Origin of the sequence: Paenarthrobacter sp. Z7-10, from assembly GCF_026932795.1 — a bacterium.
Taxonomy (GTDB): domain Bacteria; phylum Actinomycetota; class Actinomycetes; order Actinomycetales; family Micrococcaceae; genus Arthrobacter_M.
Genome location: NZ_JADPVH010000011.1, coordinates 19394 through 38882 on the forward strand (window position 1 = coordinate 19394; position 19489 = coordinate 38882).

Annotated in this window: 21 protein-coding genes; 8 read left to right on the plus strand and 13 right to left on the minus strand. The window is 63.5% G+C overall.

What is annotated here, in order from left to right; all coding sequences use genetic code 11:
• Positions 1-82 precede the first annotated feature (82 nt).
• From IV498_RS05145 to IV498_RS05170, 6 genes are all read right to left on the minus strand, one after another.
• The gene (locus IV498_RS05145; RefSeq protein WP_442951289.1) at positions 83-1654 is read right to left on the minus strand and encodes a CpaF family protein; all 1572 of its coding nucleotides are present in this window, start codon (positions 1652-1654) and stop codon (positions 83-85) included.
• Positions 1651-2865, minus strand: a complete 1215-nt coding sequence (locus IV498_RS05150) for an AAA family ATPase (protein WP_269045494.1) — start codon at positions 2863-2865, stop codon at positions 1651-1653. The genes IV498_RS05145 and IV498_RS05150 overlap by 4 nt, the downstream gene beginning before the upstream one ends.
• Entirely contained in the window at positions 2862-3641 is a 780-nt protein-coding gene (cpaB, locus tag IV498_RS05155) for a Flp pilus assembly protein CpaB (protein ID WP_269045495.1), read from the minus strand. Before cpaB ends, IV498_RS05150 begins: the two co-directional genes overlap by 4 nt.
• A 12-nt stretch (positions 3642-3653) precedes the next feature.
• On the minus strand, positions 3654-4592 hold the full coding sequence (locus tag IV498_RS05160; protein WP_269045496.1) for a pilus assembly protein TadG-related protein: 939 nt from the start codon (positions 4590-4592) through the stop codon (positions 3654-3656).
• The gene (locus IV498_RS05165; protein WP_269045497.1) at positions 4580-4975 is read right to left on the minus strand and encodes a TadE/TadG family type IV pilus assembly protein; all 396 of its coding nucleotides are present in this window, start codon (positions 4973-4975) and stop codon (positions 4580-4582) included. Before IV498_RS05165 ends, IV498_RS05160 begins: the two co-directional genes overlap by 13 nt.
• Positions 4976-5069: 94 nt before the next feature.
• Positions 5070-5288 carry a Flp family type IVb pilin gene (locus tag IV498_RS05170; protein ID WP_269045498.1) on the minus strand — a complete coding sequence of 73 codons (219 nt, stop codon included), beginning with the start codon at positions 5286-5288 and terminating at the stop codon, positions 5070-5072.
• Between the two features lie 335 nt (positions 5289-5623).
• Here IV498_RS05170 and IV498_RS05175 point away from each other — a divergent pair, with 335 nt between their 5' ends.
• The 3 genes from IV498_RS05175 to IV498_RS05185 all read left to right on the plus strand — a co-directional run bounded on the left by IV498_RS05175 (position 5624) and on the right by IV498_RS05185 (position 8666).
• Positions 5624-5866: a DUF2630 family protein gene (locus IV498_RS05175; RefSeq protein WP_269045499.1), complete on the plus strand. Its 243-nt coding sequence runs from the start codon at positions 5624-5626 to the stop codon at positions 5864-5866.
• A 159-nt stretch (positions 5867-6025) separates the two neighbouring features.
• Positions 6026-7099: a lipid II:glycine glycyltransferase FemX gene (locus IV498_RS05180; protein ID WP_269045500.1), complete on the plus strand. Its 1074-nt coding sequence runs from the start codon at positions 6026-6028 to the stop codon at positions 7097-7099.
• Between the two features lie 91 nt (positions 7100-7190).
• Complete coding sequence (locus IV498_RS05185; protein ID WP_442951290.1) at positions 7191-8666, plus strand: threonine/serine ThrE exporter family protein; 1476 nt, start codon at positions 7191-7193, stop codon at positions 8664-8666.
• A 61-nt stretch (positions 8667-8727) separates the two neighbouring features.
• Here IV498_RS05185 and IV498_RS05190 read toward each other — a convergent pair whose 3' ends face one another.
• The 3 genes from IV498_RS05190 to IV498_RS05200 all read right to left on the minus strand — a co-directional run bounded on the left by IV498_RS05190 (position 8728) and on the right by IV498_RS05200 (position 11485).
• Positions 8728-9654 (minus strand): Fpg/Nei family DNA glycosylase, encoded by a 927-nt coding sequence (locus tag IV498_RS05190; RefSeq protein WP_269045501.1) that lies wholly within the window; start codon positions 9652-9654, stop codon positions 8728-8730.
• Positions 9655-9766: 112 nt separating this feature from the next.
• Complete coding sequence (locus tag IV498_RS05195; protein ID WP_269045502.1) at positions 9767-10594, minus strand: siderophore-interacting protein; 828 nt, start codon at positions 10592-10594, stop codon at positions 9767-9769.
• Positions 10595-10714: 120 nt separating this feature from the next.
• The gene (locus IV498_RS05200; protein WP_442951291.1) at positions 10715-11485 is read right to left on the minus strand and encodes a uracil-DNA glycosylase; all 771 of its coding nucleotides are present in this window, start codon (positions 11483-11485) and stop codon (positions 10715-10717) included.
• A gap of 199 nt (positions 11486-11684) precedes the next feature.
• On the opposite strand from IV498_RS05200, the gene IV498_RS05205 reads away from it, so the two are divergent.
• Both IV498_RS05205 and IV498_RS05210 read left to right on the plus strand, forming a co-directional pair.
• Complete coding sequence (locus IV498_RS05205) at positions 11685-12035, plus strand: DUF3263 domain-containing protein (RefSeq protein WP_269045546.1); 351 nt, start codon at positions 11685-11687, stop codon at positions 12033-12035.
• 79 nt (positions 12036-12114) lie between these two features.
• Complete coding sequence (locus IV498_RS05210) at positions 12115-12774, plus strand: LytR C-terminal domain-containing protein (protein ID WP_269045503.1); 660 nt, start codon at positions 12115-12117, stop codon at positions 12772-12774.
• A 31-nt stretch (positions 12775-12805) separates the two neighbouring features.
• On the opposite strand, the gene IV498_RS05215 is transcribed toward IV498_RS05210, so the two are convergent.
• From IV498_RS05215 to IV498_RS05225, 3 genes are read right to left on the minus strand one after another with little or no spacing between them, the layout of a single operon-like run.
• Positions 12806-13498, minus strand: a complete 693-nt coding sequence (locus IV498_RS05215; RefSeq protein ID WP_269045504.1) for an HAD family hydrolase — start codon at positions 13496-13498, stop codon at positions 12806-12808.
• Between the two features lie 53 nt (positions 13499-13551).
• The gene (locus tag IV498_RS05220; RefSeq protein WP_269045505.1) at positions 13552-13992 is read right to left on the minus strand and encodes a pilus assembly protein CpaE; all 441 of its coding nucleotides are present in this window, start codon (positions 13990-13992) and stop codon (positions 13552-13554) included.
• 7 nt (positions 13993-13999) lie between these two features.
• On the minus strand, positions 14000-15034 hold the full coding sequence (locus IV498_RS05225) for an NAD-dependent epimerase/dehydratase family protein (RefSeq protein WP_269045506.1): 1035 nt from the start codon (positions 15032-15034) through the stop codon (positions 14000-14002).
• 195 nt (positions 15035-15229) lie between these two features.
• Between IV498_RS05225 and IV498_RS05230 the strand changes: the two genes are divergently transcribed.
• Complete coding sequence (locus IV498_RS05230; RefSeq protein ID WP_269045507.1) at positions 15230-15661, plus strand: LapA family protein; 432 nt, start codon at positions 15230-15232, stop codon at positions 15659-15661.
• Positions 15662-15695: 34 nt separating this feature from the next.
• Here the strand turns inward: IV498_RS05230 and IV498_RS05235 are convergent, their stop codons facing one another.
• On the minus strand, positions 15696-16226 hold the full coding sequence (locus IV498_RS05235; protein ID WP_269045508.1) for a TM2 domain-containing protein: 531 nt from the start codon (positions 16224-16226) through the stop codon (positions 15696-15698).
• A gap of 383 nt (positions 16227-16609) precedes the next feature.
• On the opposite strand from IV498_RS05235, the gene groL reads away from it, so the two are divergent.
• Positions 16610-18247, plus strand: coding sequence for a chaperonin GroEL (gene groL / locus IV498_RS05240; protein ID WP_269045509.1), 1638 nt, complete (start codon positions 16610-16612; stop codon positions 18245-18247).
• Between the two features lie 240 nt (positions 18248-18487).
• Positions 18488-19483: a ribonuclease HI family protein gene (locus tag IV498_RS05245; RefSeq protein ID WP_269045510.1), complete on the plus strand. Its 996-nt coding sequence runs from the start codon at positions 18488-18490 to the stop codon at positions 19481-19483.
• Positions 19484-19489 lie beyond the last annotated feature (6 nt).

A 19489-nucleotide genomic window follows, 5' to 3' on the forward strand; every position in this document is an offset into this window, starting at 1 on the left:
CCCTGGCAGGTTGCCGCACGCATGTTTCCTGGAGACGCCATTGTCCCAGTCAGCGCCCTCGTCGTCGTCCCCGTCATAGCTGTCATCGCCGGCCCGCGTCGGCCGGCGCACCGCCGAAGACCTGGGGAGACAGCTCGATCCCCAGCTCCTTGAAGCGGTCCGTGAAGCGGGGACGGACGCCGGTGGGCACCGGTTTGCCCAGGAAACGGCCGTTGGGATCCAACCCGGCGCTGTAGTCGAAAACGAAGGCATCCTGCAGGGTCACGATTTCCCCCTCCATGCCCTGAACCTCCGTGACATGGGTGACACGCCGGGTGCCATCGCGCAGCCGGGTTAACTGGACAATAACGTCCACCGCTGAGGCTATCTGCTCGCGCACGGCACGCAGCGGAAGGTCCATACCGGCCATCAGCACCAGCGTTTCCAGCCGCGAAATGGCGTCGCGCGGGGAGTTGGCGTGCACCGTGGAGAGCGATCCGTCATGGCCGGTGTTCATGGCCTGCAGCATGTCCAGGCTCTCGCCACCTCGGCACTCACCGACCACAATCCGATCCGGCCGCATCCGCAGTGAATTGCGCACCAGATCCCGGATGGTGATCTCGCCCTTGCCTTCTATGTTGGACGGCCGGCTCTCCAGCGTGACCACGTGATCCTGCTGGAGCTGCAATTCCACCGCGTCCTCAATCGTGACGATGCGTTCGTCGGCGGGAATGAAGGAGGACAGGACATTGAGCAGTGTGGTCTTTCCCGTTCCGGTGCCGCCGGAGACGATGATGTTCAGCCGTCCCTTCACGCAGGCATCGAGCAGTTCAGCCATTTCCGGAGACAGGGTGCCAAACCCGATCAGGTCGTGCACTTGGAACGGATCCGCGGAAAACTTGCGGATGGTCAGCGAGGAACCGTAGACCGCAAGCGGCGGAATCACCGCATTCACCCGGGATCCGTCCGAGAGCCGGGCGTCCACCAGCGGCGAGGATTCATCAATCCGCCGGCCCACCTTGGAGACAATGCGCTCGATGACCCGCCTGAGGTGGTCCTCCGAGGCGAACTGCACGCCCGTGAGCGTGAGCTTTCCGCGGTGCTCGGCGTAGATTCTCTGGTGACCGTTAACCATGATCTCGGTGACGTCGTCGTCGTCGAGCAGCGGCTGCAGCGGACCGTAGCCGATCACATCGTCGGTCACTTCCTTGATCAGCCGCTGCCGTTCGTCGCGGGTGAGCAGGATCGCCTCCGCCTCCACCACCCGAACCAGTTCCTCCTGGACCAGCTCGTGCAGCGATTCCTCGGTCAGGGAGGAGTCCAGCAGCCGCGTGCCCATGCGTTCAAAAAGGTCCTGCCCGGCCCGTTGCTTCAGCTTGGCCAGTGCGTCATGCGGCGCCTCGGGGGCGGCTGGCGCTGTCTTCTTTGGCTTGGTGCCGGCCGCCGTTGGCTTTGCGGCGGTGGCGGCCGTGAGGGAGGGCGATGGGACGGAGGCACGGAAGGGCACCTGGGCGGAGGGCCGGGGCGTCGCCGCTGGATCCAATGGCGGCGACGGAATCACGCCGGACGACGACGACGGTGCTGCCGCCGAGACTGCCGGCAGCGGCGGCGCGGTCAGCGGCCCGCCGGCCGCGGGACCGCCATTGACTGCGGCCAGGCGTTCGGCGAGATTCACAGTGTTCCCCTGCGGTGTCGTGCCTTGCTTTGCCGTTTGGGTGCTGGGACGGGACCAGGCGTGAAGCGATTGACCAAGCGCCGGAGTTCTTTGCTGGCTTTGTCCTTTTTGCTGCCCTGCAGCAGGGGGGTGCCCTGATTGGTGGACAGCCGGACGGCCCTGCTGAAGGGGATGACCACGTCGGTTTTCCTGCCCAGAGTGGTTTCCACATTGTGCAGGGACAGTCCATCCCGGGGATCGGCGCCGTTGAGCACAACATGCGTCGCTGCGGGAACCATGCCGAGAGCCTTGAGTACGTCTAATTCCTTGCGCAGCCCACGGATACTTGGTACATCCATGCCGGCGACGAAGATAAAATCCGTGGCGCTGTCGAGCGCCGCGAGGGTGTGATCGGACAGCCCGGCGCCGGTGTCAATCACGACGTAGCGGTATTGACCAGCCAATTGCTCCAGCAGGTGCGTAATGTCCGCCGCCGAGATGTGGGCTTCGTCGGCGGGCGAGTCCGGAGCGCAGAGGGCGTACAGCCCGCTGGGGTGCGGACTTAAATACGATTTCAGCACCATGGTGTCCTGCGGGGCCGCGCCCCGGACCGCCTCGGCCAGCGACTGCTCGGGCGCAATTTGGAGCGCATTTGCAACGTCGCCAAACTGCAGATCCAAATCCACCAGCACCGTTTCGTGCGGAGCAGAGGCGGCAAGGCCTACGGCTAAGTTGGTGGCGATGGTGGTCTTACCGGCGCCGCCTTTGGGGGAAATAACGGCAATGACCCGCCCCTTGGGAGAGGCATCCGACGCGGGCGGCAACGGCGTGAAAGCCTGGCGGCGGTTTGCAGACGACTGAACGGCCCGATGCAGCAGGGCGTTAATATCCACCTGGTCGGCTTCCGGGTCCAGGACATCGCGGATGCCCGCGCGCATCGCAGCGACGGCAACGTCCGCCGGCCCGGAGTGAACCAGCAGAACGCTCACATCGGGGTGCCACCGGTCAATGTCCGAGGCCAGCGCCAAAGCATGGTCCGCCGGAACACCGGGACCCACGACAACGACCTCCGGAAGCTGGTCAGCAGGGTGCCGGGCGAACAGCTCCGCGGCGCCCCGGGGCAACACAGCAGCATTCCATTCGCGGATCTCGCCAGCCAGTTGACCGGTGGCCGCTGCCGCAAGCCGATGGACGTAGGTCTGGTCCGGACTGACCAAAACATAGCGGCTCATTTGAAGATCCCATCCCTGGTCAGTTCGCGGGTGCCTGTTTCGGAGGCCGACGACGGCTCCTTGGACAGCCAGATCTTTCCGTTTTCGGATGCAAAGACAAGCTTTTCCACGTCCGGCGCTGTCCTTGCCAAAGTAATCAGGACTGCGCCGGCGGGGATGGCAGCTGGAACTGAGCCGGACTGATCGGTGCTGCCAGTGGCAGGCTTTGGCTTCGCCGCAACGCCCTGAACGGCGGTGACCAGGACCTTTTGCATGCTCAGATGGGTCACAGCTTCCGCGGCAGCACCCGTCGAGGTGCCGGTCGAACCGCCGCCGAAGGAGAAAAGGACACCAACGGTGTCCCCGGCAACCAGCTGGCCACCAACCACACGCTGCGGGTCCAACTGGATCGTCACTTCCTGCATCCCTGGCGGCAGCGGAACGGATCCGGTTTCGGCGTCCTTGGCTTTGAGCGTTGCCGGGTCAGCGAAACGGCCTTCAATCAGCTGCTCGCCGGGAACCAAATCCACGGTGGAAACCTTGCCGGCCAATTGGGTCAGGTTCGTCACGGCGCCGTTGGCCACGGCTTTGGCCGGCAGGCTTTGCAGTGTAATCAGTGGCAGCAGCTTGTCCGCGGCGGTTCCGGAGGCAATCGGAGCGGCGACCACGTAGACCTGTTCCGCTTCTGCCCCACGCAGTGCCCGCTGGTCCGCAGCGCTGACGTAATTGGCCAGGACCATGGTTCCAAGGACGGCGAGCACCACAGCGGCAACGGCAGCCAGGATTCGGGCTTTCAAGAAAGGTGGCTCCTACTGGCTCAGGGAAATAAAGAAGGCATTCAGGGCAGGTCCACCCAGCCGGGTGACCGACCAGTTCTTGGCATCATCGAGGGACACGAGCTGGGTGAAATAACCCTTGATGCCGGTGCAGCCGCAGTCCGCAGTGGGCGATTTGCCCGAAGCGCCGGGCCAGCTCCAGTCCGTGAGGTGAAAAGCCGCGAAGCCGGAAATGGCATAGGTTGCGTTTTGCCCCTGGCCGGAAGCCACCGAGTAAACGGGAAGCAGGATGGTGGTGTTGATGATGCTGGACATGGTGCATGGCGGTCCGCTTTTGCCCGGCTGGCTTCCGACCTGTGCGCTGACATCCACCACCGCCGCGCACGGGCTCGTTTCATCGAGCCAGCCGAACCCGCCCGGGACCACATTGCCGTGAGCATCGGTGCAGGAGGTGCTGGTTTTGATCCAGAGCACCTGTCCGGGCGGTGTTTGGTTGTAGAGGCAGCGCGGTGTGGTGAAAGGAAAAACTGTGGCGGCGGCCGGGCTTCCCCAAGTCGCCTTGGATTGGGCACTGACGGTGCTGGTTGGAATGCCCAGGATCGGGGCGAACGCGTTGGCCAGTGCGTGTTGACCGGTGCTGGTCAGCGTTCCAGTGTCCACGGTGACCAAATTCGCAGTGGCGTCCACCGTAGCCGTGGCAGCGGAAAGATTGTCATGGGCGTTCTTGCCCGCCAGGGACGCAGCGGTGGTCGAAATGTCCCCGCAGCTGCCCTTGGCGCAGTCCTGGGCGATCGCCAATGCGGCGGCGTCCGCCCCGGACTGCAATTGGGTGCGTTCAAAGTAGATGGCCCCAACGTCGATCACAATGGCTGTGAAGCCGAGCAGCATCACCATGGACAGAGCCATAATGATGGCTACCGCTCCGTGCTCCTGTTGGAGCCGCCGCCGCAGCAGGAGTCCTAGCCGCCGCATTTCATGACGCTCTTTCCGGTGATGGTGATGCTGGTGCCGAACATCCCGGTCAGGAACGCCATCGGGTAGGTGGCGGTCACAGTAACCAGGGCATTGGGAGCACATGATGCGGGATTGGCCCCGGTGGATGAAATGGCAATCTGCGCATCCGTCAACGCGGGGCTGAGGGACGGTGCGGCCAGCCGCGTGGCCAGCCGGGAGTCGGCCGGATCGTTGTGGATGGCCATGGCCCGCACACCCTCGCGGGCCGCACCGCTTAATTCGATTTGGGCGTTATATACCCGTCCAAATTCGATGATCCCGAACAGCAGCAGCAGCAGAATCGGCACAATGAGGGCAAATTCCACTGCCGCTGCCCCGCGTTCCGAGCCAAAGCGTTTCACAACGGCCGTGGCGTTGGATCGGGATAGGTTCCCCGGTTTGCCCTGCGCAAGGAAGGCGACATCGAGTGGACCACAGCTGTCGGCGCCGCGGTGGTTAGCCTGCAGTCGGAGTAGCGTTGAAGGTCTTAGAGGCCAGACCCGAGAAGAAGGCGGTGAGGTCTTTGCCGAAAAGGCCGACTCCAGCAATAAGGACGACGGCGATGAGGCCAACGAGGAGCGCGTATTCAACGGCGGTAGCACCGGTTTGTTCGCGGCGCAGGCGTGCCTGCAGGTTGAGACCGAGACAATGAAGGGATGCAAAAAGAGAGACCATGGCTGAGAGACCTTTACTGTGATGATGCCCGGCAATCCTGAGTGATTCCGCGACATTAATTTCCCAGCTATTACTGGGTTTAAATCATCGGCGGGTGAGCGCCCGTCGGTGTGTAAGAGAAAGATATCAGAGTAAAGCCCAAAGTCAAAACGGGGATTTTGGGGTTTCGCATCTGCCGGTTTGTTTGCTAAGAACCGGAGGACTCGAAGTCCGGATCTTGCCACTTTTCTCTGCACCGAGAGGTATCTTTAGCGGGTATGGCGCGGAGGGCGCGTTCTGCGTAGCGTGAGGTGCGGAAGCGAAATATTAACAAAGCTGAATCGAGGGGGCACGCCATGGATGGTGCAGAGATACATTCAAGAATCCAAGAACTCGTGGAGCAGGAGCAGGGCTTGCGGGATTCCCCGCCGTCGGAGGGCGAAGCGGCCTCCCGCAGTGAACGGTTGCGGAACATTGAGGTCCAGCTGGATCAGTGCTGGGACCTGCTGCGCCAGCGCCGGGCGAAACTGGATGCCGGCGGGAATCCCAACGATGCCAAGGTTCGTCCCGCCGAAGAGGTCGAGGGCTACCGCCAGTAGCGGCGTCGGCACAGACCCCGGCAGGAATGTCCGGGCTGCGCGCGGGTTCTGATCCGGCCCCTGCCGCGGGCTGGGGACTGGATCGCACCTGGCCGCGGCTTGTCCGGCGCGCCCGTTAGACTGATTGGAGCCGTTTAACGCTCCAATAATCGAGGTCTCTTGCCAGATTTCAGTGCCCGATTCGCCTCCGCAGCCGAGATTGCCAGCTGGGACGAACATGTCACCGCCAACCCGCACGGCGGCAATCTGCTTCAGTCCGAGGCGTTTGCGGCCGTCAAGAAAAACTACGGCTGGAAGCCGCTGTATCTGGTCTGCGAATCGGCCACCTACTCCAGCTACAACCTGGTGCTGGAGAAGTCCTTTCCACTGCTGGGCAAGCTCTGGTACCTGATCAAGGGTCCGGACGCGGCAGGTGTCGAAGACGTTCCGGCCATGCTGGACGCCGTCACGGACTTTGTCCGGAGTGCGCGGCTGAACGTTTTTGCGGTCAAAATCGAGCCGGACATCGTCGACAGCGAGCAGGCCCGTGCCATCCTCGGCGGCGCTGGCCTTGTCAAAACCTTCAATCTGCAGCCTAATGACAGCACCGCCATCCTGGACATCTCCCCGGAGGAAAACCAGCTGCTGCGCAATCTGCACTCGCGGGGCCGCAATGCTGTCCGCCGTGCCCTGCGCGAGGGTGTGCAGGTGGTGGCCGCCGAGCCCACCGAGGCAAATTTTCGCACCATGTACGCTCTGATGTCCGGAACGATTGCGGAAAAGGGCACCACGCAGATCCGCGACTACGGCTACTACAGCAAGTTTTGGGCTGGCTTCACGGCCCGCGGCCAGGGCCGGCTGTACTTCGTATACGAGGACGGTCAGGCCAGCGTTGGCGCGTTCGTGATCAACTATGGCCGCAAGGGTACCTACAAGGACGGTGGCTCGCTGCAGAAGCGCTCCCAGTATGGCGACTCGCATCTGGTCCAGTGGACCGCCATCAATGCGGTCAAGGCACTGGGGGCGACCGAATACGACTTCTGTGGGACCCCGCCATCGGACCGGCTCAAGGATCCCACGCACCCGCATCACGGTCTGGGATTGTTCAAGACCAGCTTCTCGAAAACCGTGACGGATTTCGTGGGCTGCTATGACTTGGTCCTGGGCCGGCTGCGGTACAAGCTGTGGACGACGGTGGGGGAGCGGATCTTCCGCCAGCTCTACACCCGCCGGACGGGCCAGCAGTTCTACTAGCAACGGGCGCAGCCGGCAGCGACGGGCGCTTGGCGGCGCCACTACAAGTACGACGACGACGACGGCTGGCGGCCGCCGGAGGAAAGGACAGATGAGCGAGCAGTCCCCGGAAAAGAACCATCCGGTGCCGCATCCGGGCATGATTCCGGTGGTGCCTGCGGCCAGGCAGAGCTATGCCGCCCGGCGGGTGCTGCGCAAGCTGGTGCAGGGCGAGGCTCCGCCCACGGCTCCGCTGAGCATTGTGGACCGACTGGCGGGCAGCCCCTACGCCAACCCGACGATCCAAGTAGGCGGCGTGGATGCCTCCGCCCGCAAGACCATCGATTTTGCCCTGCACCTGGCCGAGACCATGTTCCGATACGGCGCGGGTGCGCTGGAGGTGGAAACGAGCATCATTGCCGTCACCGCCGCGCTGGGACTGCGCAATATCGAGGTGGACATCACCAACCAGTCCGTCATCATCAACTACGCCAAAAAAGACGCGACACCCATCACCTTGCTGCGGGTGGTCCGATCCTGGACGAACAACTATGCCGGTCTGGCCAATATCCATGAGCTGGTGACAGACATCGTCTCCGGCGGCGTGGGACGGGATGAATGCGGGCGCCGGCTGGACGTCATCATCCGCAACCCCAAGCCCTTTCCGCGCTGGATGGTTACCGTGGCCGAAGCACTTTTTGCGGCCATCGTGGTTTCCGTGATCGGCGGCACAGGATTCGGTTCGCTGGTGGCGCTGCTCAGTAACCTCTTGGTGGGTTTGCTGGCGCGCGTCCTCGGGCGTTGGCGGGTGCCGGACTTCTTCGTCACTGCCACCAGCTCGTTCGTGGTGACGGCGATAGCGCTGGGGTGTGTGCTGGTTAATGTTCCGCTCTCACCGGCGGTCGTGGTGACAGGTGGCATCCTGCTGCTGCTGCCCTCCGGCCGTCTCGTCTCCGCCGTGCAGGATGCCATCAACGGCTTCCCCGTCACGGCGGCCGGCCGATTCCTTTCCGCGTTCCTGATCTTCGGCGCCATCGTCTCGGGCATCGCGGTCGCGCTGGTCTTCGGTGCGCTGTTTGGCTCGCAGCGCTTCGACGTGACGGATCCGCTCTCCGGCGCGCTGCCGCTGTGGGCCACGCTCCCGCTGGTGGTCCTGGCCACCATCGCCATCAGCATCGCCGAGCAGACCCGAATGAAGTTGCTGCTGCCCACCGGGGTGGTCGGACTGATTGGCTACTGCGTCCTCCTGCTGGGCACCGCCGCCAACCTGGGAGACAGATTCGCCCCCGCGCTCGCCGCCGTCGTCGTCGGCATGGCAGCACGAATGGTGGCGCTGCGGATGGGAGCACCGCAGCTGGTGGTCGCGGTACCGTCCATTCTGTTCCTGCTAGTGGGGTTGTCCATTTTCCGGGCTATGTTCGTGATGACCATCACCCCGAGCGCCTCGGTGGAGGGTGCCGTGGGGCTGTTCAATGCACTGATCATCATCATGGCCGTGGCGGCCGGCGTGGTCCTGGGGGACAACCTTGCCCGCCCGCTCACACGCGGCCAGGGCAGCAACGAAAAGCGCCGGAACCGCCGGCGCTAAGTCTGGATCGCCGGCTCGGATGGCTGAGTCGGGATTGCCAGGTTTGGATGCCGCCCGGGCATTATTTGAGGAATTTTGAGGTCCGGCGGTCCGCCAGGATCTTCCCTTCGGTCTGGCAGTGCGGGCAGTACTGCAGCGCGCGGTCCGCGAAGGACACCTCGCGCACGGTGTCGCCGCAGACCGGACACGCCTGACCCGCGCGGCCGTGGACCCGCATGCTCGACCGCTTGGCATCCTTGAGCTCGCTGGCCGCTTTACCCACCGCCGAGCTGACCGCTTCGCCGAGAACCGATTCGATGGCTTGGTAAAGGTCCTGGACGTGCCGGACATCGAGCGACTTGGCGATCGCGAAGGGTGAGATCCGGGCGGCGTGCAGGATCTCGTCGCTGTAGGCATTGCCAATTCCGGCCAACACGCTCTGATTGCGCAGCAGCCCCTTGATCTGCCCTGAGCCCGTGGCCAACAACCGCGCCAGCTCCGGATATCCGAAATCGGCCGCCAACGGATCCGGTCCGAGCGACGCGATGCCAGGCACGTCCGAGGGCTGGCGCACCACATAAAGGGCGAGGCTTTTCCGGGTGCCCGCTTCGGTCAGGTCCAGCCCCCGCGCCTGGCCCTGCTGGGTGAAACGCAGCCTCGCTGCTATCAATCCGCTGCCGGCTTTGAGGACAGCGGTCGACGGCGATGTGGAGTAGCGCACCCATCCCGCCTTGGCCAGGTGGAAAATCAGGTGCAGCGGTGGGGGACCGGTGCCCCCGGCCGCGCCGTTTTGAACTGGGACCCCACCAGCCTCGGCGGTCAACTCCAGGTCAAGAAACTTGCCATGCCGGCGAGCGGCGGACAAGGTCCGGCCCTCCAAGGCAGCGTACGGAGGATCGGCGGTCTTGAGCACCGAAAATGAGGTGATCTGGATCTTCTCCAGCACGGCCCCTTGCAGCTCTTCCGCAAGGAAGCTGCCCAGGCCGGCAACCTCCGGAAGTTCTGGCATGCCTATATTGTGCTCTGGAAACTGCGCTGCGGGCAACGAACAGCGGTTTATGCGAACCCGGCCCCCGTTCGGGGTGTCGTATTGACGGCTGGGTTCCCCAACCGGAAACGGCCTAGAGGATCTGGCCCACCGGCTGCTTTTTCTCGGCCTGGAAGCCGTCTTCATTCCGGCCACTGGCCCAATAGCCGGAGAGGGAGACCTGAGACCTCTCAAGGCCATGCCGCACGAAGAGGACGTCCCGCAGCGCTTTCATGTAACCGCGCTCGCCGTGCGCAAAAACGTCAACCAGCCCGGGGCGCCAGATGGTTTGCTCGAGCGCGTCGACGATCAGGGTGCCCGTTCCCGCGGGCGCACCTGAGCGCAGCAGCCAGGAAATCTCCACCGCTTCCGGTGCGGCGATGCTCTGCACATCAGCATCGCCGTCGACCTCCAGAAAAACGTGGCCCACGGCGGAAGTGGGCAGCGACTCCACGGCCGCAGCTATCGCCGGAAGCGCGGATTCGTCGCCGGCCATCAGGTACCAGTCAGCGTCAGGATTGGGCCGGTAAGCGCCACCCGGACCGGAGATAATCAGCCGGTCGCCGGGCCGGGCGGCGGCGGCCCAGGGCCCGGCGAGCCCTTCGTCCCCGTGCACGACAAAATCTATGGCCAGCTCGCCCTTCGCGGGGTTGACCCAGCGGATGGTGTAGGTGCGGGTGGCGGGCCAATCCTCGCGGTGCATGTAGTTCCGCAGCGCAAACACGTCCACCGGTTCGCGGTAGGACACATCCGGACGCAGGAAGTGGATCTTCACGTACATGTCGGTGAAGGTATTTGGCGCAAAGGCCGCAAATCCCGGGCCGCCGGCAATCACGCGCACCATGTTCTTGGACAGGCGTTCGGTGCGCAGGACGGTCAGAGTGGCCTGCGGACGCGGTTTGACAGCGGGTGCCGTGGTCATGGGAGCTCCTGGGGGATCGCGGTGAACGGTGCAGCGGCGGCTGGCCTTTCCCGGTGCAGCGGCCGGCGGCTGCCACATGCAAGGGCGGGCCGACGGGTAGGTGAGGGCAGCCTTATCAGCCTATAGCGGCGGTAACGCCCAGTCGACCGGGTCCGCGCCCTGCTGGTGCAGAAGCTGATTTGCCCTGCTGAAGGGCCGTGAGCCGAAGAATCCGCGGGACGCGGACAGTGGACTGGGATGGGCCGAGAAAATGATATCGGTGGGCCCCAGCAGCGGACGGAGCCGGAGGGCGTCCTTGCCCCACAGGATGGCCACCAGCGGCGTTCCCCGAGCTGTGAGGGCGGTGATGGCCGCATCTGTGACGGTTTCCCAGCCTTTGCCCCGGTGCGAGCCTGTGACGCCCGGTGTCACGGTCATCACGCGGTTCAGCAGCAGCACGCCGCGCTCGGTCCACGGACTCAGGTCTCCATGCGGAACCGGGGGGATGCCCAGGTCGGTGGAGAGTTCCTTATAGATGTTGGCCAAGCTGCGCGGCAGCGGCCTGGTCTTTTTATCGGTGCAGAAGGCAAGTCCCACGGAGTGGCCGGGAGTCGGATATGGATCCTGTCCGGCAATGAGTACCTTAACCCCGGCCAACGGCTGCTCGAAGGCGCGCAACACCCGGGCCGCAGCCGGTAGGAAGCCTCTGCCGCTGACATGCTCCGTCCGCAGGAAGGCACCGAGGCGCCGTAAGTCCTGTTCGACGGGCTGCAGTGCCTCCGCCCAGTCCGGGGCCATCCGGCTCAGCGGTGCGTCCGCCAGCCGCTGCAGCGCGGCCGCCTCCTCTTCCTGGCCGGTGTCCACCGGGGTTCCTGCCGGCGCCAACGGAAACAATGCATCAGAGTTTTCCACTGTTCCATTCTGCATCGTTGCCGTTGCCGTTGCCGTTGCCGTGGCCGTTCGCGGCGAATGACATGTGTGTGATTCGCCTATACCATGGTGGAATTGGCCTTTTGGGGAACCTGGAATGGAGTGTGTCGTGGCCGAAGCAGCCCAGCTCAACGAAAACAGCCGATTGCGCACGCCAACCAGTGCGCAGGCCACAACGGATATGGGCGAAGCACTGGACCCTGCCGGCGCTGAGGCCGAACTCGTGACTGCTCCTGGCGAACAGGCATCTTCCCAGCCGGAGTCCGGCCCGCAGAATCCAAGCCCGTCGGCGCTGAGCGAGCGGGATCGGCAAGTGCTTGCGCTGGAGCGGCAGTGGTGGAAATATGCCGGAGCCAAGGAGCAGGCTATCCGGGAAATTTTTGATTTGTCCGCTACGCATTATTACCAGATCCTCAATGCGCTGATCGATACTCAGGACGCGCTGGCGCATGACCCGATGCTGGTGAAGAGACTGCGTAGACTACGAACGTCACGTCAGAGGGCCAGGACGGCCCGCCGCTTGGGGAACTGATTGGGGAACTGATTGGGGAACTGATTGGGGAGTCTGACGTCCAGTCGCCGGCAACAAACCACAAGGACGCCGCAGTCATATGAGCAACTATCCTTCGGACGAATTCGATACGGTCCCGGAAAATTCGTCCCGCCTGGGCGTCCACCGCAGTTCCCTCGAAACTCCAGTGCGTGGCCTAACGCCGCTGGTACTGTTCGCGGTTGCCGCTCTGATTATCGGTCTGGCGGCCTTTTTCCTGATCCCTAAGCTGGGCGGCAGCGGCGCGGATTCGTCTGCACCGGTGGCCGGTGCTTCCTCCGCAAGCCCATCAGCCAGCCAGTCTCCGTCGTCCGGCACCGCCAACGCGGCCAGCGCCGCGGCCGGGGAAGAGACGACCGGGAGTGCTGCCTCGTCGACCTCCGCAGCGGCGGAGACGAACTCCATCCCCGCCACTCCGGCACCGGAAACCACTTCCGCGCCCGCAACGGACAAGAGCACTCCGGTGAGTGTACTTAGCTCCTTTGCCCCCGGCGGCATGGTGGCCAAGTATGCCGGTGCGATTACCGCCGATGGGTGGACCGTCGGTGAGATGGCCGAGTGGGGCGGTGCTCCGCAGTCCAGTTCCGTCATCTTCTACAGCGGTCCGGGCCAGCGGGGCAACGCCGAAGCGCTCGGAGCGCTGCTCGGCATTGCGCAACTGGTCGACTCCAACGAACTGCTGGTGCCCCTCGCCGTGGTCCTGGGTCCGGACGCTCAGTAGCCGCCGGACCGGCAAGGCAGTCGGAGCTCTGCTATTTCCGCACCAGCAGCCGGCCGATGGCGCTGTTGGCCAGATCCTGAAGAAGAGCCTGCGGATGGGCAAAAACCTCGACGGCGCCGGCTTCCCGCAGCTCCGCGTCGCTGGTCCCCCCGCAGGTCAGGCCGATGGTCGGTATGTTCAACTTGGAAGCGGCATAGACGTCCCACACGGAGTCGCCCACGAAGACGGTGTGGCCCGCTTGCAGGCGGCAGGACTCCAGCGCGGCGGCGACGATATCCGGTGCGGGCTTGCTTTCGGCGGCATCACTGGAGCTGGTGGCGGCATCGATGCAGGAATCGGCGTCCAACGCCGTTCTCAGGACCGTCAGTTCGTCCTGTCGGGCTGAGGAAGCAAGCACGACGGCGAGTCCCACCTCCCCGCACTGCACCAGCAGGTCTTTGGCCCCCGCAAAGGGGCGCAGCGCTGGCCAGTGAGTCGAAAAGACGGCGTCGTGCGACGCCTGGAGAACGTCGTCGTCGTTCTTGTTCCGCTCCTCGCCGAGCAAGTGAGTAATCAGCTTGTCTCCGCCCATGCCAATGGCGCGATGGATCGATGCCATTGGAACGTCCTGCCCGACCCTGCGGAAGGCCTGCCACCATGAGATCGTGTGGAGATAGTTGGAGTCGATCAGGGTGCCGTCCACATCGAAGAGGACGCCGAGTTCCTTGCTGCCGTGCAGAGTCATGCTGCCTCTCGATAAATCATTGTCGAGCCGTATTTACGTTTGTGGAACTTGCGCTAGCTGGCGCTGGCGGACAGAAGGGCGAAAAGGGCATTCCCGTAGGCTTCCGCCGCGTCCGGATCCTCGTACACCATGGTTCTCCCGGCAATTTCCAATTCCACCAGGAACTGCGTTGATCCATCTGGGGCACTTTCCCGGCGCAGGGATCTGAATGTGCCGGCCAGCAGGTCCCTCAGCTGGTCTTCCCGCGGGAGCCACAAGGAGTCCTCAAGATCCACCGAATCCAAGGCCCACTCGGTGGTGCCATTCATGCCCAACACGGTCCCGGTGGGATATGAATGCGCCTCGATGGTCATATCGCTGACCACAAACACCTCGTTGGCATCCAGGGGGTCGGCACTGTTGACCAGCCGCTCGATGCAGAAATTATCCCCAGAGGCGGGGGACCATATCAGCCCGGACCGTCTCAGGGCCCGTGCCAGCTCAGTGGAGATCATTTCTGTATTATCCTCCCGCCCCGCGCGGCTTGAGCTTGGGAGAGCCGGGCACTCCGGAGCCGTAGCCCATGCCCTGGATGGCTTCCACCATGGCGGCCACGGAACTGGTCTTGGGAGCCCAGCCAAGCTCGCGCCGGATCTTGTCCGAGCTGATGATCGGTGTTTGGGATGCCATGTCCACCCAGCCCGGATCGCTGCGCTGCAGGCGCAGATGCCAGCTGATTGCGGCGAGGGAACGCAGCACGGACAACGGCAGCCGGATAATGCGCCGCGAGCCCAGAATCCAGCCCAGAATCGGCGGCGTGATCACCGGGTCTCCGGCCACATTGAAGGCCCCGGCCGCCCGTTTCTCGATCACGCGCCAATAAGCGTCGGCAACGTCGTCCGCGTGCACGGTCTGGAAAGTTAGCTCCCGGGGCAGCGGCAGCAGCGGCGTTGTCAGCTTGTACAGCAGGAATTTGGGCACCAGCGGTCCCAGGAACAGCCGGCCGACCTCGCTGCCTGCACCACGCTGGAAGATCAGTCCCGGCCGCAGCCGGCTGACCGGAATCTGGGGGTGTGCGGCTTCAAAGGCATCCAGCAGCCGTTCATTGGCCGCCTTGTGCCGGCTGTAATGCGAGGTGTGTATTCCTCCGGTGGGCCAGGTTTCGTCCACCATCCGCTCCTTGGGCCCGGGGCTGTAGGCGCCGATGGACGAGGCATACACCACGTGCTTGACCTTGGCCTTGACACAGGCCAACAGGATGTTTTCCAGACCTGTGACATTGGTGCGGAACATGGCTCTCTCGTCGTGATTGGGCTGGATGGCCCAAGCGAGGTTGACCACCACATCGACCCCGGAGAGGGCCTCGCTCAGGAGCGGTCCGGCCCCTGCGGCGCCGATGTCCAGCTGATGCCACTGCACTCCCGCGTAGGGTTGCCGGTTAGTGTCCGGAATACGGCGGGCAATGCCCAGCAGTGACTCCACTCCCCGAGCCCGCTGAAGGCGGCGCAGGAGGGCCGTGCCCACATTTCCTGTTGCTCCGATGACTGCAATCCGCATGGAACCTCCTTCTGGTCTTCCTCAACGCGCCGGTGAAATGATTTCCATTGAAGATAAGCCAGCTTATTATCGAGTAACGTCCTGAACAAGGCCGCAGTTGCCCGTCAGCGCCGCGACTGGACCTAGGATGAGTGTTTGTGCAGCGTGGCCTGAAGCTGTGGCCGCGTCTGCTAAACGACGGACAGGAGACGCACCATGACCACCGAACCTACCAAGCAGCCGTCGTCGTCGGATGTTCCGCAGGGGTCGCAGCGACCCTCGGCAGCATCGGGGACGCCAGCAGGGACGCCAACCGAGACGCCAACAGGGGCGCCGACGGGACGGACCAAAGCCGACGACGCGTCCAGAGCCGCCGTACCAGCCAAGGCACCTGTCACCCGGGCAGCGGTTGTCTGGGTAGCCGTAGCCGTGGCGCTGGTGATTCTGGTCCTGCTGATCATTTTCTTCATCCAGAACCAGGATCAGGTGAAGGTGTACTTCCTCGGTTTTGAAGGCTCCTTGGCCTTGGGCATAGCTCTATTTATTGCCGCCGTGGGAGGAGGTATCCTGGTTGCCTTTGCTGGCGGAGCCAGGATTGTCCAGTTGCGGATCCAAGAAAGGCGTAACCGGAAACGCAGCCGGCGCTAAGCTGCTCCGCACCAGATCTGCGGGGTTGAACGCACTAATCCTTGAGCGGAATGCCGTTGGCGTCACGCTTGAAGGGATCTGCTCCCACCAGGATCATGATCCCTTCGATGAAGCCCCAGATGCCGCCGATGCCAAAGGTGAAGATCGTCACCAGGATCTGAACGACTCCTATGGTGGTGTAACCCAAGTAGAAACGGTGGATGCCCAGACTGCCGAGGAAGATGCCGAGCAATCCGCCCACCAGTTTGGACTTTTGCTCGCTGACCATTTGGTACCCCTGTGGAGTGTACTGCGGCTGTCCATAGGGCTGACCATATTGTCCGGTTTGGCCATATTGCTGTTGGCCATACTGAGGGACTGCGGGGCCCGGTTGGCCATATTGCCCGGTTTGGCCGTATTGCTGCTGGCCGTAGGCGGGGGCGTTGGGATCGGGCTGCCCGTATTGCTGCTGATTTGGCTGGGGCAGGTCCCGTGGGTCCGGCTTATCCAGCGACGGCGGCTGCCCGCCGGACGCGGCCCGATCGGGCGAATCGTCGGGATCTCCTGCGGTGGGATGTTCGCTCATTTTCTCTCCTCATATGGTGCCTGCCGTGAAAGGCGCGGCGACGGAGCTTGCCTGAGCTTAACGCTATTTCATAGCTGTTCAGGAAGCTATAGCGGTGCCGCTTCGGCTCGGTTCGTTGGCACCCAACTCTTAACCCACCGCTTCGCCTTCGGCATAAGGGTGGTGAGCGCTTGCACTCTCATCGGGTGAGTGCTAATTATTGAGTTAGCACTCTCCACCGTTGACTGCTAACAAAGAGCCATCGGCGGAGGAAGTGAACAGCCAGTGTGGTGAGAGCCAGAAGGCCGGTGTAAAGAGATCGCCGTGCCCACAGCTCGTCCGTCGCGGGCACCACAGCCTGGCCCAGGATCCGAAATGACTGTCCCGAAAGGACTGAAGCCTACATGGCCAAGATCATTGCATTCGATGAAGAGGCCCGCCGCGGCCTCGAGCGTGGGTTGAACATCCTCGCTGACGCAGTCAAGGTCACATTGGGCCCGCGCGGCCGCAATGTTGTCCTTGAGAAGAAGTGGGGCGCCCCCACGATCACCAACGATGGTGTTTCCATCGCCAAGGAGATCGAGCTGGACGATCCTTTCGAAAAGATCGGCGCCGAGCTGGTCAAGGAAGTTGCCAAGAAGACGGACGACGTTGCCGGCGACGGTACCACGACGGCCACAGTGCTGGCCCAGGCCCTGGTGAAGGAAGGCCTGCGCAACGTTGCAGCCGGAGCTGACCCCCTGAGCCTCAAGCGCGGCATCGAGAAGGCGGTCGAAGCGGTTATCGCTCAGCTGCTGGAATCCGCCAAGGAAATCGAGACCAAGGAAGAGATTGCTGCCACGGCTTCCATCTCCGCCGGGGATCCGGAAATTGGTGCACTCATTGCTGAGGCCTTGGATAAGGTCGGCAAGGAAGGCGTCATCACCGTCGAGGAGTCGAACACCTTTGGGCTGGAGCTGGAGCTCACCGAAGGTATGCGCTTCGATAAGGGCTACATTTCCGCTTACTTTGTGACGGACGCGGAGCGCCAGGAAACGGTTCTCGAAGACCCGTACATCCTGATCGTCAACTCCAAGATCTCCAACGTCAAGGACCTTGTCGCCGTTCTGGAGAAGATCATGCAGTCCGGCAAGCCGCTGCTGATCATCGCCGAGGACATCGAGGGCGAGGCTCTGGCCACGCTGATCGTGAACAAGATCCGCGGCACGTTCAAGTCTGTCGCCGTCAAGGCTCCGGGCTTCGGCGACCGCCGCAAGGCCCAGCTTGCAGACATCGCCATCCTCACCGGTGGCCAGGTCATCGCCGAGGAAGTCGGCCTCAAGCTGGAAAACACCACCCTTGAGCTGCTGGGTAAGGCACGCAAGGTTGTTGTCACCAAGGACGAGACCACCATTGTTGAGGGTGCGGGCGATCCCGACCAGATCGCCGGTCGGGTCTCCCAGATCCGCGCGGAGATCGAAAACTCCGATTCGGACTACGACCGCGAGAAGCTGCAGGAACGCCTGGCCAAGCTGGCCGGCGGCGTTGCAGTCATCAAGGCCGGAGCCGCAACCGAAGTTGAGCTCAAGGAGCGCAAGCACCGCATTGAGGACGCCGTCCGCAACGCCAAGGCTGCTGTGGAAGAAGGCATCGTCCCCGGCGGTGGCGTCGCTCTGATCCAGGCTGGCGTGAAAGCGTTCGCTAACCTGAACCTGACCGGCGACGAAGCAACGGGCGCAAACATTGTCCGCGTTGCCATTGACGCTCCGCTGAAGCAGATCGCCTTCAACGCAGGCATGGAGCCCGGCGTCGTTGTCGACAAGGTCCGCGGCCTGCCCGTGGGCCACGGCCTCAACGCCGCAACTGGCGTATACGAGGACCTGCTTGCAGCCGGCGTCAACGATCCGGTAAAGGTAACCCGTTCTGCACTGCAGAACGCGGCTTCCATTGCCGGTCTGTTCCTGACCACCGAAGCTGTTGTGGCTGACAAGCCGCAGAAGGCAGCTCCGGCCGGCGGTGGCGGCGACGACATGGGTGGAATGGGCGGCATGGGCGGCTTCTAAGCCACCCACCCCTGCCTGAGATAGCGCTAAGGCGCGCTTCTGCCAAGCGAGGATGGACTCCGCAAAAAGAGCGCGGAATCCCTCCTCGCTCTAAGTAGGGCGAGCGCCAAGGGTGCTCCTGCCACGCGAGCAGTAAGATTCCGCAAAAAGAGCGCGGAATCCATCCTCGCTTTCGGCAGGGGCGCCTTTGGCGTTTAACCCGAGTGCGGGCTGTTGGCCGGGCCATGAAAGTATGAATTTATGACGATTGTTGCTGCTGCTGACGGGTCCGCGCTGGGGAATCCTGGTCCGGCCGGCTGGGCCTGGTATGTGAACGATTCCTGCTGGCGCGCTGGGGGCTGGCCGCATGGGACCAACAATCAGGGCGAGCTGATGGCAGTGCTTGACTTGCTGCGCTCGACAGCCCATCTGCCGCAGGAACATCTGAGGATCCTGTGCGACAGCCAGTACGTGATCAACTGTGTCTCAAAATGGACGCCTGGCTGGAAGCGGAAGGGCTGGCGCAAGGCGGACGGTAAGCCGGTGCTCAACGTGGACCTGCTGAAAGACATCGATGCCGCCATTTCGGGCCGGAACTACAGCTTTGAATGGGTGAAGGGGCATGCCGGCCATGATCTCAATGAGGCTGCTGACGTACGCGCCCGCGCCGTCGCAACGGCGTACCAGAGCCAATCTCCGGTGCCCCGGGGCCCCGGGTTTCCGGGCGCACTGGACACGGAGACGGACGTGGACAACGGCCCGGGGGTTGAGTCCCCGGGATCCGATGAAGCGCCGAATTCGGAAGGTTTGAAATCGGGGCAGCAGTTCCCTTCAGGATCCTATTCCGGGGCCGCAGCTGACGCTGAACCGGATCTGTTCTCCAGCCTGGCGGATGAGGATATTGCGCCGTTGGAGATCTCCCCCCGGGAGGCCGTGGTTGCGCTGGAACGGGAATTGCTGGCTCCCTCAACGCGGGCGGACGCCAGTCGGCTCGCGGTGCTGCTGCATCCGGATTTCGAGGAGATTGGTCAATCCGGGAGGATGTGGACCCGGGACGCCATGCTGGCGGCACTTGAGGACGAATCCGCAGCCGAGGCCACGATGGAGGTGCTCAACGTGGATGTCTTGGACGGCTCCACCGCGCTGCTGACCTATCGAAGTGCCGGCCGCAGGGGGAGCGCTCTGCGTACGTCGCTGTGGCGGCTTTCCGGGAGCCAGTGGAAGCTGCGTTTCCACCAGGGCACCCCGGAATCCTGACAGTGC